The following is a 17,101-nucleotide window of genomic DNA, read 5'->3' on the forward strand; positions in this document are numbered from 1 at the left end:
GGATATGTTGAGCGACAGCACGCGAAAATCCGCCAGCCACTACGCCATCGGCAACAAGAACCCGAACCTGCCGTTTCATCCGGCGGTGCGTGCCGGCGATTTCATCTTCGTCTCGGGCCAGGTGCCGAAAGACGAGAACAACAACATGATCAGCGGCACGATCGAAGAAGAGACGCTGGCGACGCTGAAGACCATCGCGCGCGTCATCGCGCATGAAGGCGCGACGCTGTCGGATGTCGTGCGGATCACCACCTATCTCGAGGATACGCGCGATTTCGGCCGCTACAACAAGGCGTTCCTCGAAGGGATCGGCGACGCCGTTCTGGCGCGCACGACCGTCGAGGCAAAAGCGGTCATCAACACCAAGATCGAAATGGACGCCATCGTCTACAAGCCGCTGCCGGCGAGCAAGTAGGCCCTGGACACTAGCGAGGAGAAGACATGTACAAGCTGTTAGGCCGCCAGACATCAGGCAACGTCCAGAAGGTGCTCTTCATGCTCGAAGAGCTGGGAGCGTCCTACAAGCGCGAGGATTATGGCCGCCAGTTCGAGAACACGCAGACGGCGGAATACAAGGCGCTCAACCCGACCTCCAAGGTGCCGACGCTGGTTGACGGCGACACCGTGATCTGGGAGTCCAACACCATCCTGCGCTATCTCGCGGCATTCGGCGGCGAACAGTTGAATGGCGCTACGCCGGCGGAAAAGACCGAGGTCGAGCGCTGGATGGACTTCCTGCTGGCTGCGGTCAATCCGGGCTACCTGGCGGCCTTCAAAGGCGCCAAGCTCACGCCCGAGGAACAGACCGCCGAATACAAGGAGCAAGTGAAGGACCTTGTCGCGCAGCTCAAGATCGTCGACGGCCACCTGGCCGGCAAGGACTTCCTGGCGCTCGGCAAGCTGACCCTTGCCGACATTGCCTGCGCGCCGATCCTGAAGCGCTGCGTCGACTTCAAGATCGACCGGCCGTCAATGCCCAATCTGGAGCGCTGGGTGGCCGCGATCGCCGCTCGGCCGGCCTTCAAGGCGGCAACCACTGCTGCTCCCGCAAAGGCCGCATGATGATCAAGCGCGCCGCTCTCATCGGACTGGGAACGATGGGTCCAGGCATCGCCGCGCGGCTTTCGCGCGGCGGGCTCGATGTGACGGCGTATGACGTTTCGCCAGGGGCAATCGAGCGCGCCCGCGGCATGCTCGATCTTGCCGGCGGCGTGCTCGACCGTCTCGACATCGAGGCGCCCGGGACTGGTGCCGGCAAAGTGCGTTTCGTCGAGACGATTGCCGAGGCCGTCGATGGCGCCGAACTGGTGATCGAGAACGTGCCCGAGAATATCGACATCAAGGCGCAGACCTATCGTGACATCGATCCGCTGATCGGCCCGTCCGTCATCGTCGCTTCCGACACGTCGGGCATCCCGATCACCAAGCTGCAGGCTCATATCTCGCATCCCGAGCGGATGGTCGGCATGCACTGGTCGAACCCGCCGCACATCATCCCGATGATCGAGGTGATCGGCGGCGAGAAGACCGCGCCTGAAACCGTGGCTGTTATCCGCGATCTCATCCGCTCGATCGGCCTGCTGCCGGTGGTGGTGAAGAAGGACGTTCCAGGCTTCGTCGAGAACCGCGTGCTCTATGCGCTGCTGCGCGAGGCGGTCGATCTTGTCGAGCGCGGCGTCATCGAGCCGGAAGACCTCGACACCTGCGTGTCGTGGGGCATAGGCTACAAGATCGCCGTCATCGGCCCGATGGCGCTGCTCGATATGGCGGGGCTGGATATCTACAAATCCGTCTCGTCCTTCCTGAATGCCGATCTCTCCAACCGCGACGATGTGGCGCCGATGGTTCTGGAGAAGACGGCTGCGTCGAAATTCGGCATCAAGTCGGGCGAGGGCATGTTTGCCTACACGCCCGAGCAGACAAAGGCGCTGCAAGGTGAACGGGCGCGCAAGCTCGTCGCGGTGCGGCGCATCCTGGAAGGCCGGGAGTAGCCAATGTCACATGGTGCGCAGAGGGCCAGCCGGTTTGAGGAGTTCCACCGGTCGGCTGTTTGTGTGAAGGGCGCCTTCGCCATCAAGATGGTGCGGGTGCGGCAGAAAACAGCGCGCGGGGCGACAAGCCATGCGCATTGAAACCATCCGAGCCGCCGGCGACAGGCCGGCCCATATCCGCCATGACGATCTAATCTCCGCCAAGGGCGTTTCGGTGGTCATGGCCCGTCAGCTGATCCTCAGGAACATCGATCTTTCGGTGCCAAAGGGATCATTCGTTTCCCTTATCGGTCCTTCCGGATGTGGCAAGAGCACCTTGCTCAAGGTGCTGGCCGGGCTGGTGCAGCCTACCCAGGGCAGCGTTTCGATCGCCGGGCTCGCGCCGGTCGAGGCGGCGCGCAAGCGGATGATCGGCCTCGTCTTCCAGGACGCCAACCTGCTCCCCTGGAAAAACGCCGTCGACAATGCCTCGATGCTGCTCGGCATCGCCGACAAGTCGCTCTCGCGCTCGGATCTGCGGGCGCGCGGGCAGGAGATGCTGGAACTGGTGGGGCTAGGCGACAGCGCCCACAAGCGGCCAAACGAGCTGTCGGGCGGCATGCGGCAGCGGGTCGCCATTGCACGGGCCCTGGCGCTCGATCCGGCGGTCCTGCTGATGGACGAACCGTTCGGCGCGCTCGATGCCATCACCCGCGATTCGATGGGCCAGTCGCTGCTGGAGATCTGGCAGCGGACCGGCAAGACGATCGTGCTCGTCACCCATTCCATCGACGAGGCCATCCATCTGTCGCGCCATGTTCACGTGCTGGGGATCAAGCCGGGACGGATCACCGAGAGCCTCGACATTGCGCTGCCTTACCCGCGCGACCTGTCGGTCACCGAAGATCCGGAGTTCGTCAGGCTGGTGGTCCAGTTGCGAACGATGCTGCGCTCCAGCCATCAACCGGGAGGCGCGTCTTGAGCGACCAACCCATAATCGACCTTTCCGAGCCGCGCCTCGCCTCCAGCTGGAGTGCGGCGACCGGCAGCTGGCTGCCGGCTGTCATCCTCCTGCTGGTGACGATCGTGCTGTGGGAAGCCGCGGTGCGGATCTTTGCCATATCCGCCTTCATCATTCCCGCCCCGTCCGAGATCGCGAAGTCGCTGGTGGCGCAATGGGGCACGCTGATGCAGGCGACGCTGGTGACGGCGGGCGAGATCCTGTTCGGCTTCCTGGTCTCGGTCGTGGTCGGCATTGCCATTGCGCTGGTCATCGTGCGCTTCGATTGGTTGGGACGCGCGCTGTATCCACTGGTGGTGCTGTTCCAGAACGTGCCGAAAGTCGCCCTCGCGCCGATCTTCATCCTCTGGTTCGGCTATGGGCTGGCGCCCAAAATCGGCCTGATCCTGGTCATCGCCTTCTTTCCGGTGACGCTCTCCATGCTGGCGGGCATGCAATCGGTCGACCGCTCGCTGCTGTCGCTGATGAATTCCGTCGGGGCCAGCCCGACGCAGATCCTGTTCAGGATCCGCGTTCCGCACTCGCTGCCGAACCTGATGGCCGGAACCAAGATCGCCGCCACGTTGAGCGTGATCGGCGCCATCGTCGGTGAGTTCGCCGGGGCGTCGGACGGTCTCGGCTACGTCATCCAGTTCGCGTCGACCCAGCTCGACACGGCGCTGGTCTTCGCAGCGCTGCTGCTCGTTTCCGTGCTTGGCATCGCCTTCTACTACGCCGCCGAAATCCTAGAACGCATCGTGGTGCCGTGGGCGCCGAAATTCAGCCAATCCTAGGCCCGCTCGATCAACCAATTCATAAAAGGGAACAAAAAATGCTGAGACGCTCACTTATCAAGGCCGCTACCTTCGCGGCGTTTGTTGCAGCACTCGGTTTTTCCAACGCGGCTCTGGCGGCGGACAAGGTCAACGTCCAGCTCGACTGGGTCGTGCGCGGCAATCACGCCATGTTCTTCGTCGGCAAGGAAAAGGGCTTCTTCGCCAAGAACGACATCGATGTGGCCGAGATCCGCAAGGGATCCGGCTCGCCGGACGCGATGCGGCTGGTGGGCAATGAGAACGCGGATTTCGGGTTCGGCGATCTTCCCACGCTTGCCGTCGCACGGTCGCAGAATGTCCCGGTCGTGGCGCTGGCAGCCGTCAATCAGCACTCGCCGCTGGGGATCATTTCGCTGGCCAAGACGCTGAAGCTCACCAAGCCGTCCGACCTCAAGGGACTGACCATCGGCATTCATCCGGCCGGTTCCACCTACATCTTCTTCAAAGGCTTCCTGGCCGCCAACGGCCTGACCGAAAAGGACATGACGCTGAACAGCGTCTCGCCTCCCTATGAAAGCTATTTGCTGCTTGGCCGGGTTCAGACGGTCGTCGGCTATATCGATGCGGAGGTTCCCGAACTGGAAGCGAAGGCCGGGGGCCCGGGCTCGCTCAGCATCATGATGGGGGCGGACTATGGGTGGAAAGCCTATGGCTCCGGCCTGTTCACCTCGCAGGCGATGATCAAGGACAAGCCGGAGGTCGTGCGCCGCTTCGTCAAGGCATATAGGGAGGCCTTCGACTATGTCGTGGCTCATCCGGAAGAGGCCGCCGAGATCACGGCCAAGGCAGCGCCCGGCTATGCGGACAAGAAGGACGTACTGCTGGCGCAGATCAACGCCGACATCGCCTCGACGTTCACCAGCCCCGACACCAAGGAACACGGTCTCGGCTGGATGACGAAGACGCAGTGGGAGGAGACCCTGAAGACGCTGACGGACCAGGGCGTGCTCAAGGCGGCTCTGTCGGCGGACGACGTCTTCACCGACGCGTTCCTGGCGAAAGAATAAGAGGCTCGCGATGTTCGAACGGACGCGGGAATGAGCGCCTACCGGCAGGCCAGGCTGTCCTGCGCCATGGCGCAGGACACATCACGCTCGCCTTTCGCCGCATCGGTGCGGTCGAGCGTGATCTGCACGCGGGTGGCATATGTTCGGCTCGCCAGACCGCACCACAGCCGCTCGACGGGCAGGTTCTCGCGCTTGTCGTTGAGGATCGTGAACGTGCCGGTCTTCGCATCGAACCAGAGCTCGACGCGGGTCTTCTTGCCCGGCTCGATCGTTGCGATCCCGGCCGAATACCAGTGGGCGAAGTCGGCGTTGCAGGAGAGGCCTTCGCTGCCCGCATTCGAAATCGTCAACGGAACCATGTCGAGCCCGTCAGTGCCGGTGCGGACGGCGACATGGTGCAACTCAACCGCGTTGGCGAAGGACGATAACGCCAGCATCACCGGAAGGGCATAACGGATCTTCACTTTGCCTGAGCTCCACAATGTAATTTTTCCTAGGCAGTCTATCTCGCTTTCGCGCAATAACAATAAGAATATTGATTGGTGAAACAACAGAGAGGGTAACATGTTAAAGCTTCTTAAGAGCAGTGTAAGTGCAGTTATATTGACCAGTGTCTTGTTGAGCGGCGCGCTTGCCGGCGAGGTCAAGTCGATCGCCATCCTGACGCCCGAAGAAGGCACGGACTATGGCTGGAACCAGCAAGGCATCGATGCCGCCAAGGCGGCTGGCAAGGCCGCCGGCGTCGAAGTGGTCGTGGCCCAGGGCCTCGGCTATGGCGATGTTCGCCCGACCTTGCGGGAACTTGCCTCCGACGGCGCCAGCCTGCTGATCGCGCATGCCAGCGGCTACAACACCTCGGCGCCTGAAATCGCCAAGGAATTGAAAGTTCCGGTGGCAATCGTCGACACGCCAGCCGGCCTGGAGAAGGGCCTTGTCGCCGACTATACGCTGAGCGGCCACGAGGGCGCCTATCTCGCCGGCCGTCTCGCCGCCAAGGTGTCGCGTTCCAAGTCGGTCGGCATCGTCGTCTCGGGCGAACCGCCATCGTGGAATTCGCAGTCGGCGGCGTTCGCGCAAGGCGTGAAGGCGGAGAACCCGGACGTCAAGATCACCTACGCGGTGATCGGCCCGGCCGCCTACAGCGATGCGGCCGGCGGCAAGCGCGTCACCGAAAGCGTGATCGCATCGGGCGCCGACATCATCTTCGGCCAAGGCAACGGTTCGAGCTTCGGCATGCTGCAGGCGGTCGAGACAACCAAGGCAGCCGATGGCGGCAAGGTCTATTTCATCGACGTCATCGGCGACAAGTCACCGATCGACAAGGGCTTCCTGCTGTCGTCGGTGGTGTGGAACATCGAGCCGGTCTATGCGGCGATGATTGCCGACCTGAAGGCGGATACGTTCGGCACCAAACACTATACGATCGGCCTCAAGGACGACTCGGTCAAGTTGCTGAAGACCGCTGCGATCCCGGACAATGTCTGGACGGAAATCCAGGCGCTGCGCGAGGACATCATTTCCGGCAAGATCAAGGTCGAGCCGGTCTATGACGCGGCCGCCGTAAGGGCACTGATGACCAGCGTCGCCCAGTAAGGCGATCATGGTCGGCTGCCGGAGGGGTGATCCGTTCACCCCTCCGGACGATTCCTGTTTTTTGGTGCTGGGCTTCATGAGCGGTTTTTCTTCATCGTCCGTTGCCGGGCGCGACATCGTCGCGCTTGAAGGCGTGACCAAACGGTTCCCCGGCATCGTTGCCAATGACAGCGTCGACCTGTCGATCCGCCCGGGCGAAGTGCATGTGCTGCTGGGCGAGAACGGCGCTGGAAAATCGACATTGATCGGCATGTTGTCCGGCCTGCAGCAGCCTGACGAAGGACGCATACTGGTCGACGGCAAACCGACGCCGATCACCTCGCCACGCCATGCGCTGGCACTCGGCATAGGCACCGTATTCCAGCACATGATGCTGGTGCCGACGCTGACGGTGGCGGAGAACCTCCTGCTTGGCGGGCCGTGGTGGCAGCGCCCCAGGACCGAGGAACTGGCGGCGCGCGTCGCCGAGATCACCGGCACGCTCGGCATCACCGTCAAGCTTCAAGCCAAGGTATCGGAGTTGTCGCTCGGCGAGCAGCAGCAGGTCGAGATCCTGCGCGCGATGCTGCGCAACAGCCGGCTGCTCATCCTTGACGAGTCCACCTCCATGCTGACGCCGAAAGGTATCGACGAACTGGGCGCGCTGATGCGCCGCCTTGTCGAGCAGGGCCTTGCGATCGTCTTCATCACCCACAAGCTCAAGGAGGCGGCTGCCTTCGGCGACCGCATCTCGGTGCTGAAGCTTGGCCGCAAGGTCGGCGAGATTCCACCCGAGCGGTTTCGCACGCTGGGCGAACAGGAGATCGTCTCGGAGATCGTGGAATTGATGTTCGGCAAGCAGAAGGATGACCCGGAAGCCGTCGAGCGTCCTGTCCGCACTGCCCGCGCCGGCGCTGACCCGCTGCTTCAGGTGACGGACCTGGCGGTAGCGGCGACGGACAATGCGCCGGGCCTGTCGTCGATCTCCTTCGACATCCGCCCGGGCGAGATCCTCGGCATAGCCGGCATCGACGGCAACGGCCAGAAGCAGCTGGCGGAAGCGCTGGCCGGCCAGCGTACAGCCACAAGCGGCTCGGTGCGGCTGGACGGCGCCGCCATCGAGACGCTGAGCGTCGGCGAGCGCCGCCGGCGCGGCCTTCGCTACCTGACCGACGACCGACTGGGCGAGGGCACTGTCGGCACCTTCCCGGTCTCGATCAATTTCTTCCTCAAGCAGGTCGGCGCGGCCCCGTTCTGGCGCAACGGCGTCGAGCAGCGCGCGGAGATCGACAAGCGCGCCGCCCAGCTCGTGCGCGAATACGACGTGCGCACGCCGAGCCTGAAGACGCCCGTCGCGCGGCTGTCCGGCGGCAACATCCAGAAGGTGCTTCTGGCAAGGGAACTGGCTGAAGGCGCCAAGGTGGTGATCTTCAACAAGCCGACCTATGGGCTCGATCTCGCCAACACATTGGCGTCGCGCCAGCGCATTCGCGATACGGCGGCGCGTGGCCTTGCCGTGCTGCTGATCTCCACCGACCTCGAGGAATTGCTTGGTATGTGCGACCGCATCGCCGTCATCGCCGACGGCGCTTTGGTCGGCACCGTCGAGAACGTAGACGACGCCCGCACAAAGGTCGGTCGCCTGATGATCGGACTTGCCGCATGAGCATCGACACCGCACCCACGGTCAGCGCCACCGCACTCGATGCCACGAGCGGGGCAGCGACGCGCCGCGACATCCTGCATCGGCTGCTGATGACGCTCGGCCCGATCCTTATCGCGCTGGTCATAGCCGGCTGTATCCTGCTTGCCGTCGGCGTCGACCCGCTGGCCTATTATGGCTTCGTGCTGGAGAAGGGACTGTTCTCGCCGCTCGGCATCCAGCAGACACTGACGCGCATGGCGCCGCTGCTGTTTCTCGCCGCCGGCCTGATCGTCGCCTTTCGCGCCGGCATGTGGAATCTGGGCGGCGACGGCCAGTTCCTGCTTGGCGCGGTGACGGCGGCTGCCAGCGCTCCCGTATTCGTGCAGATCATGCCAGCCTGGCTGGCGCTGGTCTGCTCGTTCCTCATCGCCATGGTGGTGGCGATGATCTGGTCGCTGGTGCCGGCGCTGCTGCGTGCCTATCAGGGCGTCAACGAGATCATCACCACCCTGATGATGACGTTCCTCGGCACCTCGCTCGCCAATGTGCTGGTCAAGCTGGCGTTTCGCGACCCAAGCACGACCGTGCCGCAGACCCGTACGCTGCCGGTGGAGGACCGGCTGCCGCGCCTGTTCGAAACGACCATCACCAGTGGCCTGCTGCTTGGGCTGGCGGCGATCGTCATCGTGCATCTGGTGATGACGCGCACGGCGTTCGGGCTGAAGCTGAGGATCGTCGGCGCCAATCCACGAGCGGCGGTTCACTCGGGGCTCGGCGTTCCCGGCCTGACCGTCGCCGTCTTCGCCATTTCGGCCGGGCTGGCCGGGCTTGCCGGCGCCGTCGACATCATCGGCGTCCAGGGCAATGTCCGCGCCGACTGGAATCCCGCCTACGGGCTTGCCGTGATACCCGCCGTGTTTCTCGCCCGCATGAACGGCTTTGCAGCCATCGGCTTCGTGTTCCTGCTTTCGGTGCTTTCGATCGGCGGCGAGAGCGCGGCGCGCCGGCTCGGCGTGCCCAATCATTTCACGCTGGTGCTGGTTTCCATCGTGCTGATCGTGCTCGCGCTCGCCGAATATTTCGATCACCGATACAACCAGTCGCGGAGGGCCTAGGGCATGACCGGGCTCTTCAGCGAGGTCTTTCTCAGCGCGCTGCTGTTCGGCGCCGTCACCGCAGCGATCCCGCTGCTGCTTGCCGGGCTCGGCGAGCAGATCTCCGAGAAGGCTGGCGTGCTCAATATCGGCATCGAAGGCATGATGCTGGCCGGCGCCTATCTCGGCTTTGTCGGCGCTTTCTATTCCGGGTCGCTGTGGCTGGGCTTTCTCACCGGCGCCGCCGGGGGTGCTGCGGTGGCGCTTGTCATGGCGCTGCTTTGCGTGCGCATCGGGCTCAACCAGATCGTCATCGGCATCGCGCTGACCTTGGGGCTGGAAGGCCTGACGGCACTGCTCCACCATTTCCAGTTCTCGCGCAGCTATCCGCGCCTGCCGGCGGCGGATGCGACTGTCATTCCGCTGCTTTCGGACCTTCCGGTCATCGGGCCTGCATTCTTCAAGCATCATCTGATCGTCTATCTGGCGGTCGCGCTGGTTTTCGGCATGGGCTACATCTACCGGCGCACGCAGCTGGGCCTCAATTTGCAGGCGGCAGGCGACAAGCCGGCCGCGCTCGATGTCGCCGGCATCGATGTCGTGCGGACCCGCACCATCGCCGTGCTGACGACCGGAGCGCTGGCCGGGCTCGGGGGCGCGTATCTCGCCAATGTCGGGGCCGGCCTGTTCATTCCGTTCATCACCAATGGCGCGGGCTTTCTCGGCATCGTGCTGGCCATGCTGGCGCGCGGTCGCCCGATCTGGGTGCTGTTCGGCGCGTTGCTGTTCGGTGTCTGCCTTTCGCTGACGACGGCCATGCAAGTGGCCGGCATCAACATACCGACCGACATCATCCAGATGCTGCCGTTCCTGGCGGTGATGATCATGCTGGTGCTGTTCGGCCGGCGCGCCAGCCTGCCGGCGGCGCTCGGCATTCCATATGAGCGCGGCGCGCGCTGAGGACAATTCATGCGCGGACGGGACCCGCGCCAATAAAGGAGGCAAGAATGTCGGATACCAAGGTCTACCTGCTCGACGGCGGCTCGCTCGTTCTCGACGGCTATCATGTGTTCTGGAACCGCGGCCCTGGCGGCGAAGTGCGCTTCCCCGTCTATTCGATCCTGATCGAACATGCCGAGGGCCGGTTCCTCATCGACACCGGCTACGACTACGATCACGTGATGAAGGTGCTGCCGTTCGAAAAGCCGATCCAGGAAAAGCACCAGACCATTCCCGGTGCGCTGGCGCTGCTCGGCCTCGAGCCGAAGGACATCGACGTCGTCGTCAATTCGCATTTCCACTTCGATCATTGCGGCGGCAACAAGTATTTTCCGCACGCCAAGAAGATCTGCCACCGGACCGAGGTGCCGCAGGCGTGCAATCCCGAACCTTTCGAGCACCTCGGCTATTCCGATCTGAGTTTTTCGGCGGAGGCTGCCGAAGCGCGTGGCGCGACCGGGCAATTGCTTGCGGGAACGACACGGGCGAATTCGACCTTTGAAGGCATCGATGGCGACGTCGAGCTTGCCAGGGGCGTCCGGCTGATCTCGACGCCCGGCCATTCGATCGGCCATTACAGCCTGCTGGTCGAGTTCCCCAAGCGCAAGCCGATCATGTTCACGATCGATGCGGCCTATACGCAGAAGAGCCTCGAGACGCTGTGCCAGGCGGCCTTCCACATCGATCCGGTGGCGGGCGTCAATTCGATGCGCAAGGTGAAGAAACTCGCCGAAGACCATGGCGCCGAGCTGATGTACTCGCACGACATGGACAACTTCAAGACCTACAAGACCGGCACGCAATTCTACGGCTGACCGCCGCCAATCCGGAGACAAGACGATGCGCTATCTCGAACACGCCGATCCGGTCATCACCCTGACCGCGGGACCGGTGAACGCCTATGCCGAAGTGCTGCGCGGCCTCGGACGCACGGTGCTCTACGACTACGACCCGGCGTTCCAGCTTTTCTATGAGGGTGTGGTCGACAAGGCGCAAAAGGCGATGCGGCTGTCGAACAAGCCGGTCATCCTGCATGGCGAGCCGGTGCTTGGCCTGGAGGCCGCCGCGGCCTCGCTGATCACGCCGGACGATGTCGTGCTCAACCTTGCCTCCGGCGTTTACGGCAAGGGGTTCGGCTATTGGGCGAAGCGCTATTCGCCACATCTGCTTGAGATCGAGGTGCCCTACAACGAGGCGATAGATCCGCAGGCGGTCGAGGCAATGCTGAAGGCGCACCCGGAGATCACCGTCGTTTCCGTCTGCCACCACGACACGCCGTCCGGCACCATCAATCCGATCGACGCCATCGGCGCGCTGGTCTCAGCGCATGGCGGCTATCTCATCGTCGACGCCGTCTCGTCCTTTGGCGGCATGCAGACGCACCCGGAGGACTGCAAGGCCGATATCTATGTCACCGGCCCGAACAAATGCCTGGGCGCGCCTCCCGGCCTGACGATGATGGGCGTCAGCGAGCGGGCCTGGGCCAAGATGAAGAGCAACGAGGCAGCCCCCCGCGCGTCGATGCTGAGCATCGTCGATTGGGAGCATGCGTGGTCGCGGGATAAGCCGTTTCCGTTCACGCCGTCGGTCTCGGAGATCAACGGGCTCGATGTCGCGCTCGACCTCTATCTCAATGAGGGGCCGGAGGCGGTATGGGCGCGCCACGCGCTCACCGCCAAGGCCATGCGCGCGGGCATTGCTGCGATGGGCCTGTCGATCTGGGCGGCCAGCGACAGCATCGCGTCGCCGACCACGACCGCTGTCCGCACGCCCGAAGGTGTCGACGAGAAGGCGCTTCGCCAGGCTGCCCGCGCCCGTTACGGGGTGGTGTTTTCGTCTGGCCGCGGCGAGACCTTGGGCAAGCTGACGCGCATCGGCCATATGGGTCCGACCGCCCAGCCGATCTATGCGATCGCGGCGCTGACGGCACTTGGCGGCGCCATGAACGCGGCCGGCCAGAAACTGGCGATCGGCAGGGGTATCGACGCGGCGCTGGCCGTGATCGACGCCGACGCCTGAACAGATATCACCACGGATTGAGGGAGCATTTTCATGACTGAACGGCTTGCGGGGAAGACGGCCCTGGTTACGGGCGCTGCGCAGGGTATCGGCAAGGCGATCGCCGCGCGGCTCGCCGCCGACGGGGCAACCGTCATCGTCAGCGACATCAATGCCGAAGGCGCCAAGGCGGCGGCCGCGGCAATAGGCGGAAGGGCGAGGGCGATTGCCGCCGACATTTCCGATCCGGCCTCCGTCAAGGCACTCTTCGCCGAAATCCAGACCCTGACCGGGGGCATCGACATCCTGGTCAACAATGCCAGCATCGTGCCGTTCGTCGCCTGGGACGATGTCGACCTCGACCATTGGCGCAAGATCATCGACGTCAATTTGACAGGCACCTTCATCGTCAGCCGCGCCGGCACGGACCAGATGCGTGCGGCAGGCAAAGCTGGGCGGGTGATCAGCATCGCATCCAACACCTTCTTTGCCGGCACGCCGAACATGGCGGCCTATGTCGCGGCCAAGGGTGGCGTCATCGGCTTCACCAGGGCGCTCGCCACCGAACTCGGCAAATACAACATCACCGCCAATGCGGTGACGCCCGGCCTGATCGAGAGCGACGGCGTCAAGGCGAGCCCGCACAATGAGGCGTTCGGCTTCGTCGAGATGCTTCAGGCGATGAAAGGCAAGGGGCAGCCGGAACATATCGCCGATGTGGTCTCGTTCCTGGCCTCCGACGATGCGCGCTGGATCACCGGCCAGACGCTCAATGTCGACGCCGGGATGGTGCGCCACTAAAGCATTCCGCACCCCAAACCTCTGTACGCTTTCGGGCGATCTGCACCCAGGTCGCGACGGGCGGACAGGCGCGGCCAAAAATGTATCCGCAAGGCCGCAGTCGGCCAATCAAGGAAAAATCACAGTGGACTTCGGATTCGACACGTCGGTTTTCGACGGGCTGACGATTGCAATGCTGGTCGCCGGTCTGGCCATGACCGGAATGGCCTCCGGCGTGCTCGCCGGTCTGCTGGGGGTCGGCGGCGGCATCGTCATCGTCCCGGTGCTGTTCTGGGTGCTTAGCCTGTTCCACTTTTCGCCTGCTGTGATCAGCCATCTGGCTGTCGCGACGTCGCTTGCGGTCATCATCCCCACCTCGATCTCGTCAATGCGGTCGCACAACAGGCGCAACAATGTCGATCGGCCTCTGCTCACTCTGTGGGGACCGGCCGTTTTCGTGAGTGCCCTGATCGGTGGCATCACGTCGAAGTTCATCCCGGGCGCCGGCTTGCGGCTGGTTTTCGGCGTCGTCGGCCTGCTGGTGGCCCTCAACATGGCGTTGCCGAAGCACCTCGTGATCTCCGATCACCTGCCGCAAAGCGGCTGGATCAACCGCGCGATCGCCTCTGTCATCGGCTTTGTCTCTTCGCTCATGGGAATCGGTGGCGGCACACTCTCGGTGCCGACGCTTTCCAGCTTTTCCTTTCCTGTGCACCGGGCCGTCGGCACATCGTCGGCGCTTGGCCTGCTTATTGCGCTTCCGGCAGTGGCTGGCTTCATCTGGTCGGGTCTCGCAATCGCAGGCAGGCCTCCGCTCAGCCTGGGTTACGTCAGCCTGCCGGCGGTTGCCATCATAGCGCCCGTGAGCTTCCTCTTCGCACCCTTGGGCGCAAGGCTCGCCCACGCGCTCAACCCGCGCTACCTGAAACTTGCCTTTGCATTCTTCCTGGCGATCACGGCCGGGCGAATGCTGCTGTCTTGAATTTCGCTGGGCGGCGTACGGCTATTTTTCCCGCATGGCTCGGCGGAAGTTCTGCGTGATCGGCTCGGCGAGATAAGAGAGAACGGTGCGAGCCCCCGTCCGGATCATCGTCTCGCTCGACATGCCGGGCAGCAGCTTGCGGCCCTCCAGCTTGCCGAGTTCGCTTTTGTCGATCACAACCGTCGCGGCGAAATACGGTGCGCCGCTGCGCTCCTCAACCATGCGGTCAGCCGACACGATCTCCACGACACCCTCGAGCGGCGGCAGGTTGTAGCGGGCGAAGGCCGGGAAGCTGACGCGCGCGGGCTGTCCGGGTGCGATCGTCTCGACATCCTCCGGTTTGACCATGGCTTCGACCACGAGTTGTTGTCCGAGCGGTACGATCGTCATCAATGTATCGCCGGGTTTCACGACACCGCCCGCGGTGTGGACCTTCAGATCCATGACGATGCCGTCAACCGGTGCGACGACATCGGTACGGGTAAGCACGTCCCTGGCGGCACGCTCCTCCTGTCTCAGGTCGAACAGTTCCGCCTCGACCTTGCTCAACTCATCGACGGACTCGTTGAGCCGCACCGTATCGAGGTTCAGGATCTGCATGTCGATCTCGGCCATGGCGCTTCTGGCGCGGGCGATTGCGGCGATATTGGTAGCGCGCTCGCCCTCGATCTCCTGCTGCTGGCGTCTGAGCAACAGGTTCCGCTCGCGGGTGGTCAACCCCTTCTTGAGGAGACTCTCGAGGTCTTTGGTCTCACCCTCGATTGCCTCGATCTGTTTGTCCTTGGTGACGATAAGCTCTTCCAGTCCCTTTATCTCCTCCTCGGTCTGGTGGCGGCGCTGGCTGAGGATTTCCCGCTCGTCCGCCAGATTGTGGTGCTTCGCAGCGAACACGTCACGCTGTGCGGCCACCGCGTCCCTTGCGGCGGTGGCGGGGTTGGCGAGCAACGCCGGATCGAACTCGATCTCGGCCCTGCCGTCACGCTCGGCCCTGAGACGCGCGGCCAGCGCCTCGCGCGTTGCTATCCGGTTCTGAATCAGGTCGAGCTGCGCCTTTGCCTGCGTGTCGTCGAGCCGGACGAGGATCTTGCCGGCCTTGACGACATCACCGTTGGCTGCGTTCAACTCCGCGATGATGCCGCCCTCGAGGTGCTGGATCAGCTTGCGGTCGCCGGCGACCTTGATAACGCCCGGCGCCACAGCGGCGCTGTCCAACGGTGCCAGGGCCGCCCAACCTCCCGCGACGCCGAAGAACAGGAACATGATCGCGAACCCGGTGCAGGTCACGCCTGTGAGACGCAGCGGCATCGGTTGCAGCAGGGTGGGCGGCGGAAGGGGCAGCGGCACGACGTTCAATTCCGGGGGGCGGCTCATGCTTCCTTGACCTCTTTGGTTTCCTTGACCACTTCGAGGGCAGGCAACTGGGTAGCCTTGGGCAGATGGGCCACCTTGCTGACGCGGCTGGCGAGTTCGTTGAAGACATGGTCGCGCGGCCCGAAGAGATCTTGCTGACCCCTGTTGAGGACCAGTATCTTGTCTACCTTCTCCAAGATGTTGGCGCGGTGCGCGATCAGGATAACGGTTGTGTTCGTCGCCTTGGCCACGCCGAGAGCGGCAATCAATGCCTCCTCGCCCTCCCTGTCGAGGTTGGAATTGGGTTCGTCGAGGATAAGCAGCGTGGGGTCGCCGTAGAGTGCCCGCGCCAGCCCGATGCGTTGGCGCTGCCCGCCCGACAGTATCGCACCCGCCTCGCCGATCTCGGTGCCGTAGGCCTTCGGCAGCCCCTTGATGAGTTCGTGGACGCCGGCCAACTGCGCTGCCTTGATCACGTGCTGGAAGACCGCCGGATTGACCGTCGCAAAGCGGGCGATGTTGTCGGATACGGTGCCGGCGAAGAGTTCGATGTCCTGCGGCAAATAGCCGACATAACGGCCACGGTCTTCCGCCGCCCATTGGGCAACATCCGTTCCGTCCAGCAAGGCACGCCCCCCCGACGGGCGCCAGGCACCGGCAAGTATGCGCGCCAGGCTCGTCTTGCCGGCCCCGCTCGGACCGATCAGGGCCATCGCTTCACCCGGCTCGAGACGGAAGCTGATGCCTTTCAGGATGTGCTCGCCACCCTGTCGGGCAAGCACAAGGTTGTCGGCCTCAAACCTGCCTTTCGGACGGGGCAGTGGCAGGACCGGTGTGGCTTCCCGGTGCTGTCCGGCGACCGCGGTGAGGCGTTTGTAAGCGGCACGCGCTCCCACCGTCGCCTTCCATGTGCCGATCGCTTGCTCGACCGGTGACAAGGCGCGACCCATCAGGATCGAGGCGGAGATCATGATGCCGGGTGAAGCCTCGTTGCGAAGAACCAGATAGGCGCCGAGGCCGAGTATGGCCATTTGCAGGGCCAGCCGGTGACAACGCGCGATAGCTGCGATGACGCCGCCACGGTTGGCGGCAAGAACCTGTCCCTTGTTGGCCTCGTCCTGTTGGGCCTTCCAGCCTTCCAGCAATGGCTTCAACATGCCCATCGCCTGGACGACCTCGGCGTTGCGGATCGCCGCCTCGGCTTGCACATAGGCCCGCGACTGTGCGCTTGCGGCCTCGGTCAACGGCTTGCGTGTGAGGTATTCGTTGAGCAGCGCCAAAGCAAACAGCACGATCCCGCCGCCCAGCGCTAGCCAACCCAGCCAAGGGTGCATGACGAATATGGCGGCGAAAAACAGCGGCGCCCAAGGCGCGTCGAGGATCGGGAAGATGCTCGGACTGGTACAGAAATTCCGCACCTGGTCCAGATCGCGCAGCGGACGGGCGTTGGCCTGGCCAGGCGCCGAGGCGGCGTATTCCACCGATGCGGTCAGCAGAACCGGTCCCAGGCGCGCGTTCATCCACGATCCGACCTTGGCCAGGAGACGCCCGCGCACCACCTCCAGCCCAGCCATCGTCGCGAGTGCGGCAGCCGCCATCAGCGACAGCATCACCAGCGTCTCCAGGCTGTGGCTGGACAGTACGCGGTGATAGACCTGGAGCATGTATAACGCCCCGGTCAGCATCAGCACGTTGATGCCGCCGCTGAACCAGATCAGCGGGCGGATAGCGCGCCTGACCTCTTTCATCACCACCTGCAGGGCAGGGGGCTGTTGCCTGGTTTTCATCGTTATTTCTCTGGTGTGCGGGATGACATCTCGTGCGAGAAGTGGGGGGCGCCCGGGGGGGCCCCCCGGGGGGAGTGTGAG

General features: G+C 63.8%; 17 protein-coding genes. 14 read left to right on the forward strand and 3 right to left on the reverse strand.

The genetic code is table 11. The annotated features are described in order from the left end of the window. Nucleotides 1-4 precede the first annotated feature (4 nt). The 6 genes from LB559_RS32090 (at nucleotide 5) to LB559_RS32115 (ending at nucleotide 4,813) form a co-directional block, all read left to right on the forward strand. A complete protein-coding gene (locus LB559_RS32090; protein ID WP_013529860.1) occupies nucleotides 5-415 on the forward strand; it encodes a RidA family protein in 411 nt (136 codons plus the stop codon). A gap of 26 nt (nucleotides 416-441) precedes the next feature. Then, nucleotides 442-1,062 (forward strand): glutathione S-transferase family protein, encoded by a 621-nt coding sequence (locus LB559_RS32095; RefSeq protein ID WP_013529861.1) that lies wholly within the window; start codon nucleotides 442-444, stop codon nucleotides 1,060-1,062. Beyond that, the gene (fhmpcd1, locus tag LB559_RS32100) at nucleotides 1,062-1,991 is read left to right on the forward strand and encodes a 5-formyl-3-hydroxy-2-methylpyridine 4-carboxylate 5-dehydrogenase (protein WP_024505124.1); all 930 of its coding nucleotides are present in this window, start codon (nucleotides 1,062-1,064) and stop codon (nucleotides 1,989-1,991) included. Before LB559_RS32095 ends, fhmpcd1 begins: the two co-directional genes overlap by 1 nt. 130 nt (nucleotides 1,992-2,121) lie before the next feature. After that, a complete protein-coding gene (locus LB559_RS32105) occupies nucleotides 2,122-2,952 on the forward strand; it encodes an ABC transporter ATP-binding protein (protein WP_013529863.1) in 831 nt (276 codons plus the stop codon). Next, nucleotides 2,949-3,764, forward strand: a complete 816-nt coding sequence (locus LB559_RS32110) for an ABC transporter permease (protein ID WP_013529864.1) — start codon at nucleotides 2,949-2,951, stop codon at nucleotides 3,762-3,764. The genes LB559_RS32105 and LB559_RS32110 overlap by 4 nt, the downstream gene beginning before the upstream one ends. A gap of 38 nt (nucleotides 3,765-3,802) precedes the next feature. Beyond that, complete coding sequence (locus LB559_RS32115) at nucleotides 3,803-4,813, forward strand: ABC transporter substrate-binding protein (protein WP_063172983.1); 1,011 nt, start codon at nucleotides 3,803-3,805, stop codon at nucleotides 4,811-4,813. 38 nt (nucleotides 4,814-4,851) lie between these two features. On the opposite strand, the gene LB559_RS32120 is transcribed toward LB559_RS32115, so the two are convergent. Further along, complete coding sequence (locus LB559_RS32120) at nucleotides 4,852-5,277, reverse strand: hypothetical protein (RefSeq protein ID WP_224675856.1); 426 nt, start codon at nucleotides 5,275-5,277, stop codon at nucleotides 4,852-4,854. 139 nt (nucleotides 5,278-5,416) lie between these two features. Here LB559_RS32120 and LB559_RS32125 point away from each other — a divergent pair, with 139 nt between their 5' ends. From LB559_RS32125 to LB559_RS32160, 8 genes are all read left to right on the forward strand, one after another. Next, nucleotides 5,417-6,406, forward strand: coding sequence for a putative B6 ABC transporter substrate-binding protein (locus LB559_RS32125; protein ID WP_224675857.1), 990 nt, complete (start codon nucleotides 5,417-5,419; stop codon nucleotides 6,404-6,406). Nucleotides 6,407-6,482: 76 nt separating this feature from the next. Further along, on the forward strand, nucleotides 6,483-8,051 hold the full coding sequence (locus LB559_RS32130; RefSeq protein WP_027163702.1) for a putative B6 ABC transporter ATP-binding protein: 1,569 nt from the start codon (nucleotides 6,483-6,485) through the stop codon (nucleotides 8,049-8,051). Then, nucleotides 8,048-9,145 (forward strand): putative B6 ABC transporter permease subunit 2, encoded by a 1,098-nt coding sequence (locus tag LB559_RS32135; RefSeq protein WP_013529869.1) that lies wholly within the window; start codon nucleotides 8,048-8,050, stop codon nucleotides 9,143-9,145. Before LB559_RS32130 ends, LB559_RS32135 begins: the two co-directional genes overlap by 4 nt. Nucleotides 9,146-9,148: 3 nt before the next feature. Beyond that, on the forward strand, nucleotides 9,149-10,084 hold the full coding sequence (locus tag LB559_RS32140) for a putative B6 ABC transporter permease subunit 1 (RefSeq protein WP_024505120.1): 936 nt from the start codon (nucleotides 9,149-9,151) through the stop codon (nucleotides 10,082-10,084). A 47-nt stretch (nucleotides 10,085-10,131) separates the two neighbouring features. Further along, nucleotides 10,132-10,938, forward strand: a complete 807-nt coding sequence (gene pldA / locus LB559_RS32145) for a 4-pyridoxolactonase (RefSeq protein ID WP_013529871.1) — start codon at nucleotides 10,132-10,134, stop codon at nucleotides 10,936-10,938. A 25-nt stretch (nucleotides 10,939-10,963) separates the two neighbouring features. After that, nucleotides 10,964-12,142, forward strand: coding sequence for a pyridoxamine--pyruvate transaminase (gene ppaT / locus LB559_RS32150; protein ID WP_063168890.1), 1,179 nt, complete (start codon nucleotides 10,964-10,966; stop codon nucleotides 12,140-12,142). Between the two features lie 33 nt (nucleotides 12,143-12,175). After that, complete coding sequence (gene pldH / locus LB559_RS32155) at nucleotides 12,176-12,922, forward strand: pyridoxal 4-dehydrogenase, SDR-type (protein WP_013529873.1); 747 nt, start codon at nucleotides 12,176-12,178, stop codon at nucleotides 12,920-12,922. Between the two features lie 124 nt (nucleotides 12,923-13,046). Further along, on the forward strand, nucleotides 13,047-13,883 hold the full coding sequence (locus LB559_RS32160; protein ID WP_127366123.1) for a sulfite exporter TauE/SafE family protein: 837 nt from the start codon (nucleotides 13,047-13,049) through the stop codon (nucleotides 13,881-13,883). Between the two features lie 21 nt (nucleotides 13,884-13,904). Here the strand turns inward: LB559_RS32160 and LB559_RS32165 are convergent, their stop codons facing one another. Both LB559_RS32165 and LB559_RS32170 read right to left on the reverse strand, forming a co-directional pair. Continuing rightward, a complete protein-coding gene (locus LB559_RS32165) occupies nucleotides 13,905-15,254 on the reverse strand; it encodes an HlyD family type I secretion periplasmic adaptor subunit (protein ID WP_224675858.1) in 1,350 nt (449 codons plus the stop codon). Next, a complete protein-coding gene (locus tag LB559_RS32170) occupies nucleotides 15,251-17,020 on the reverse strand; it encodes a type I secretion system permease/ATPase (RefSeq protein WP_224675859.1) in 1,770 nt (589 codons plus the stop codon). Before LB559_RS32170 ends, LB559_RS32165 begins: the two co-directional genes overlap by 4 nt. Nucleotides 17,021-17,101: the final 81 nt, after the last annotated feature.

It is taken from the genome of Mesorhizobium sp. BR1-1-3 (assembly GCF_020165455.1).
GTDB lineage: Bacteria > Pseudomonadota > Alphaproteobacteria > Rhizobiales > Rhizobiaceae > Mesorhizobium > Mesorhizobium ciceri.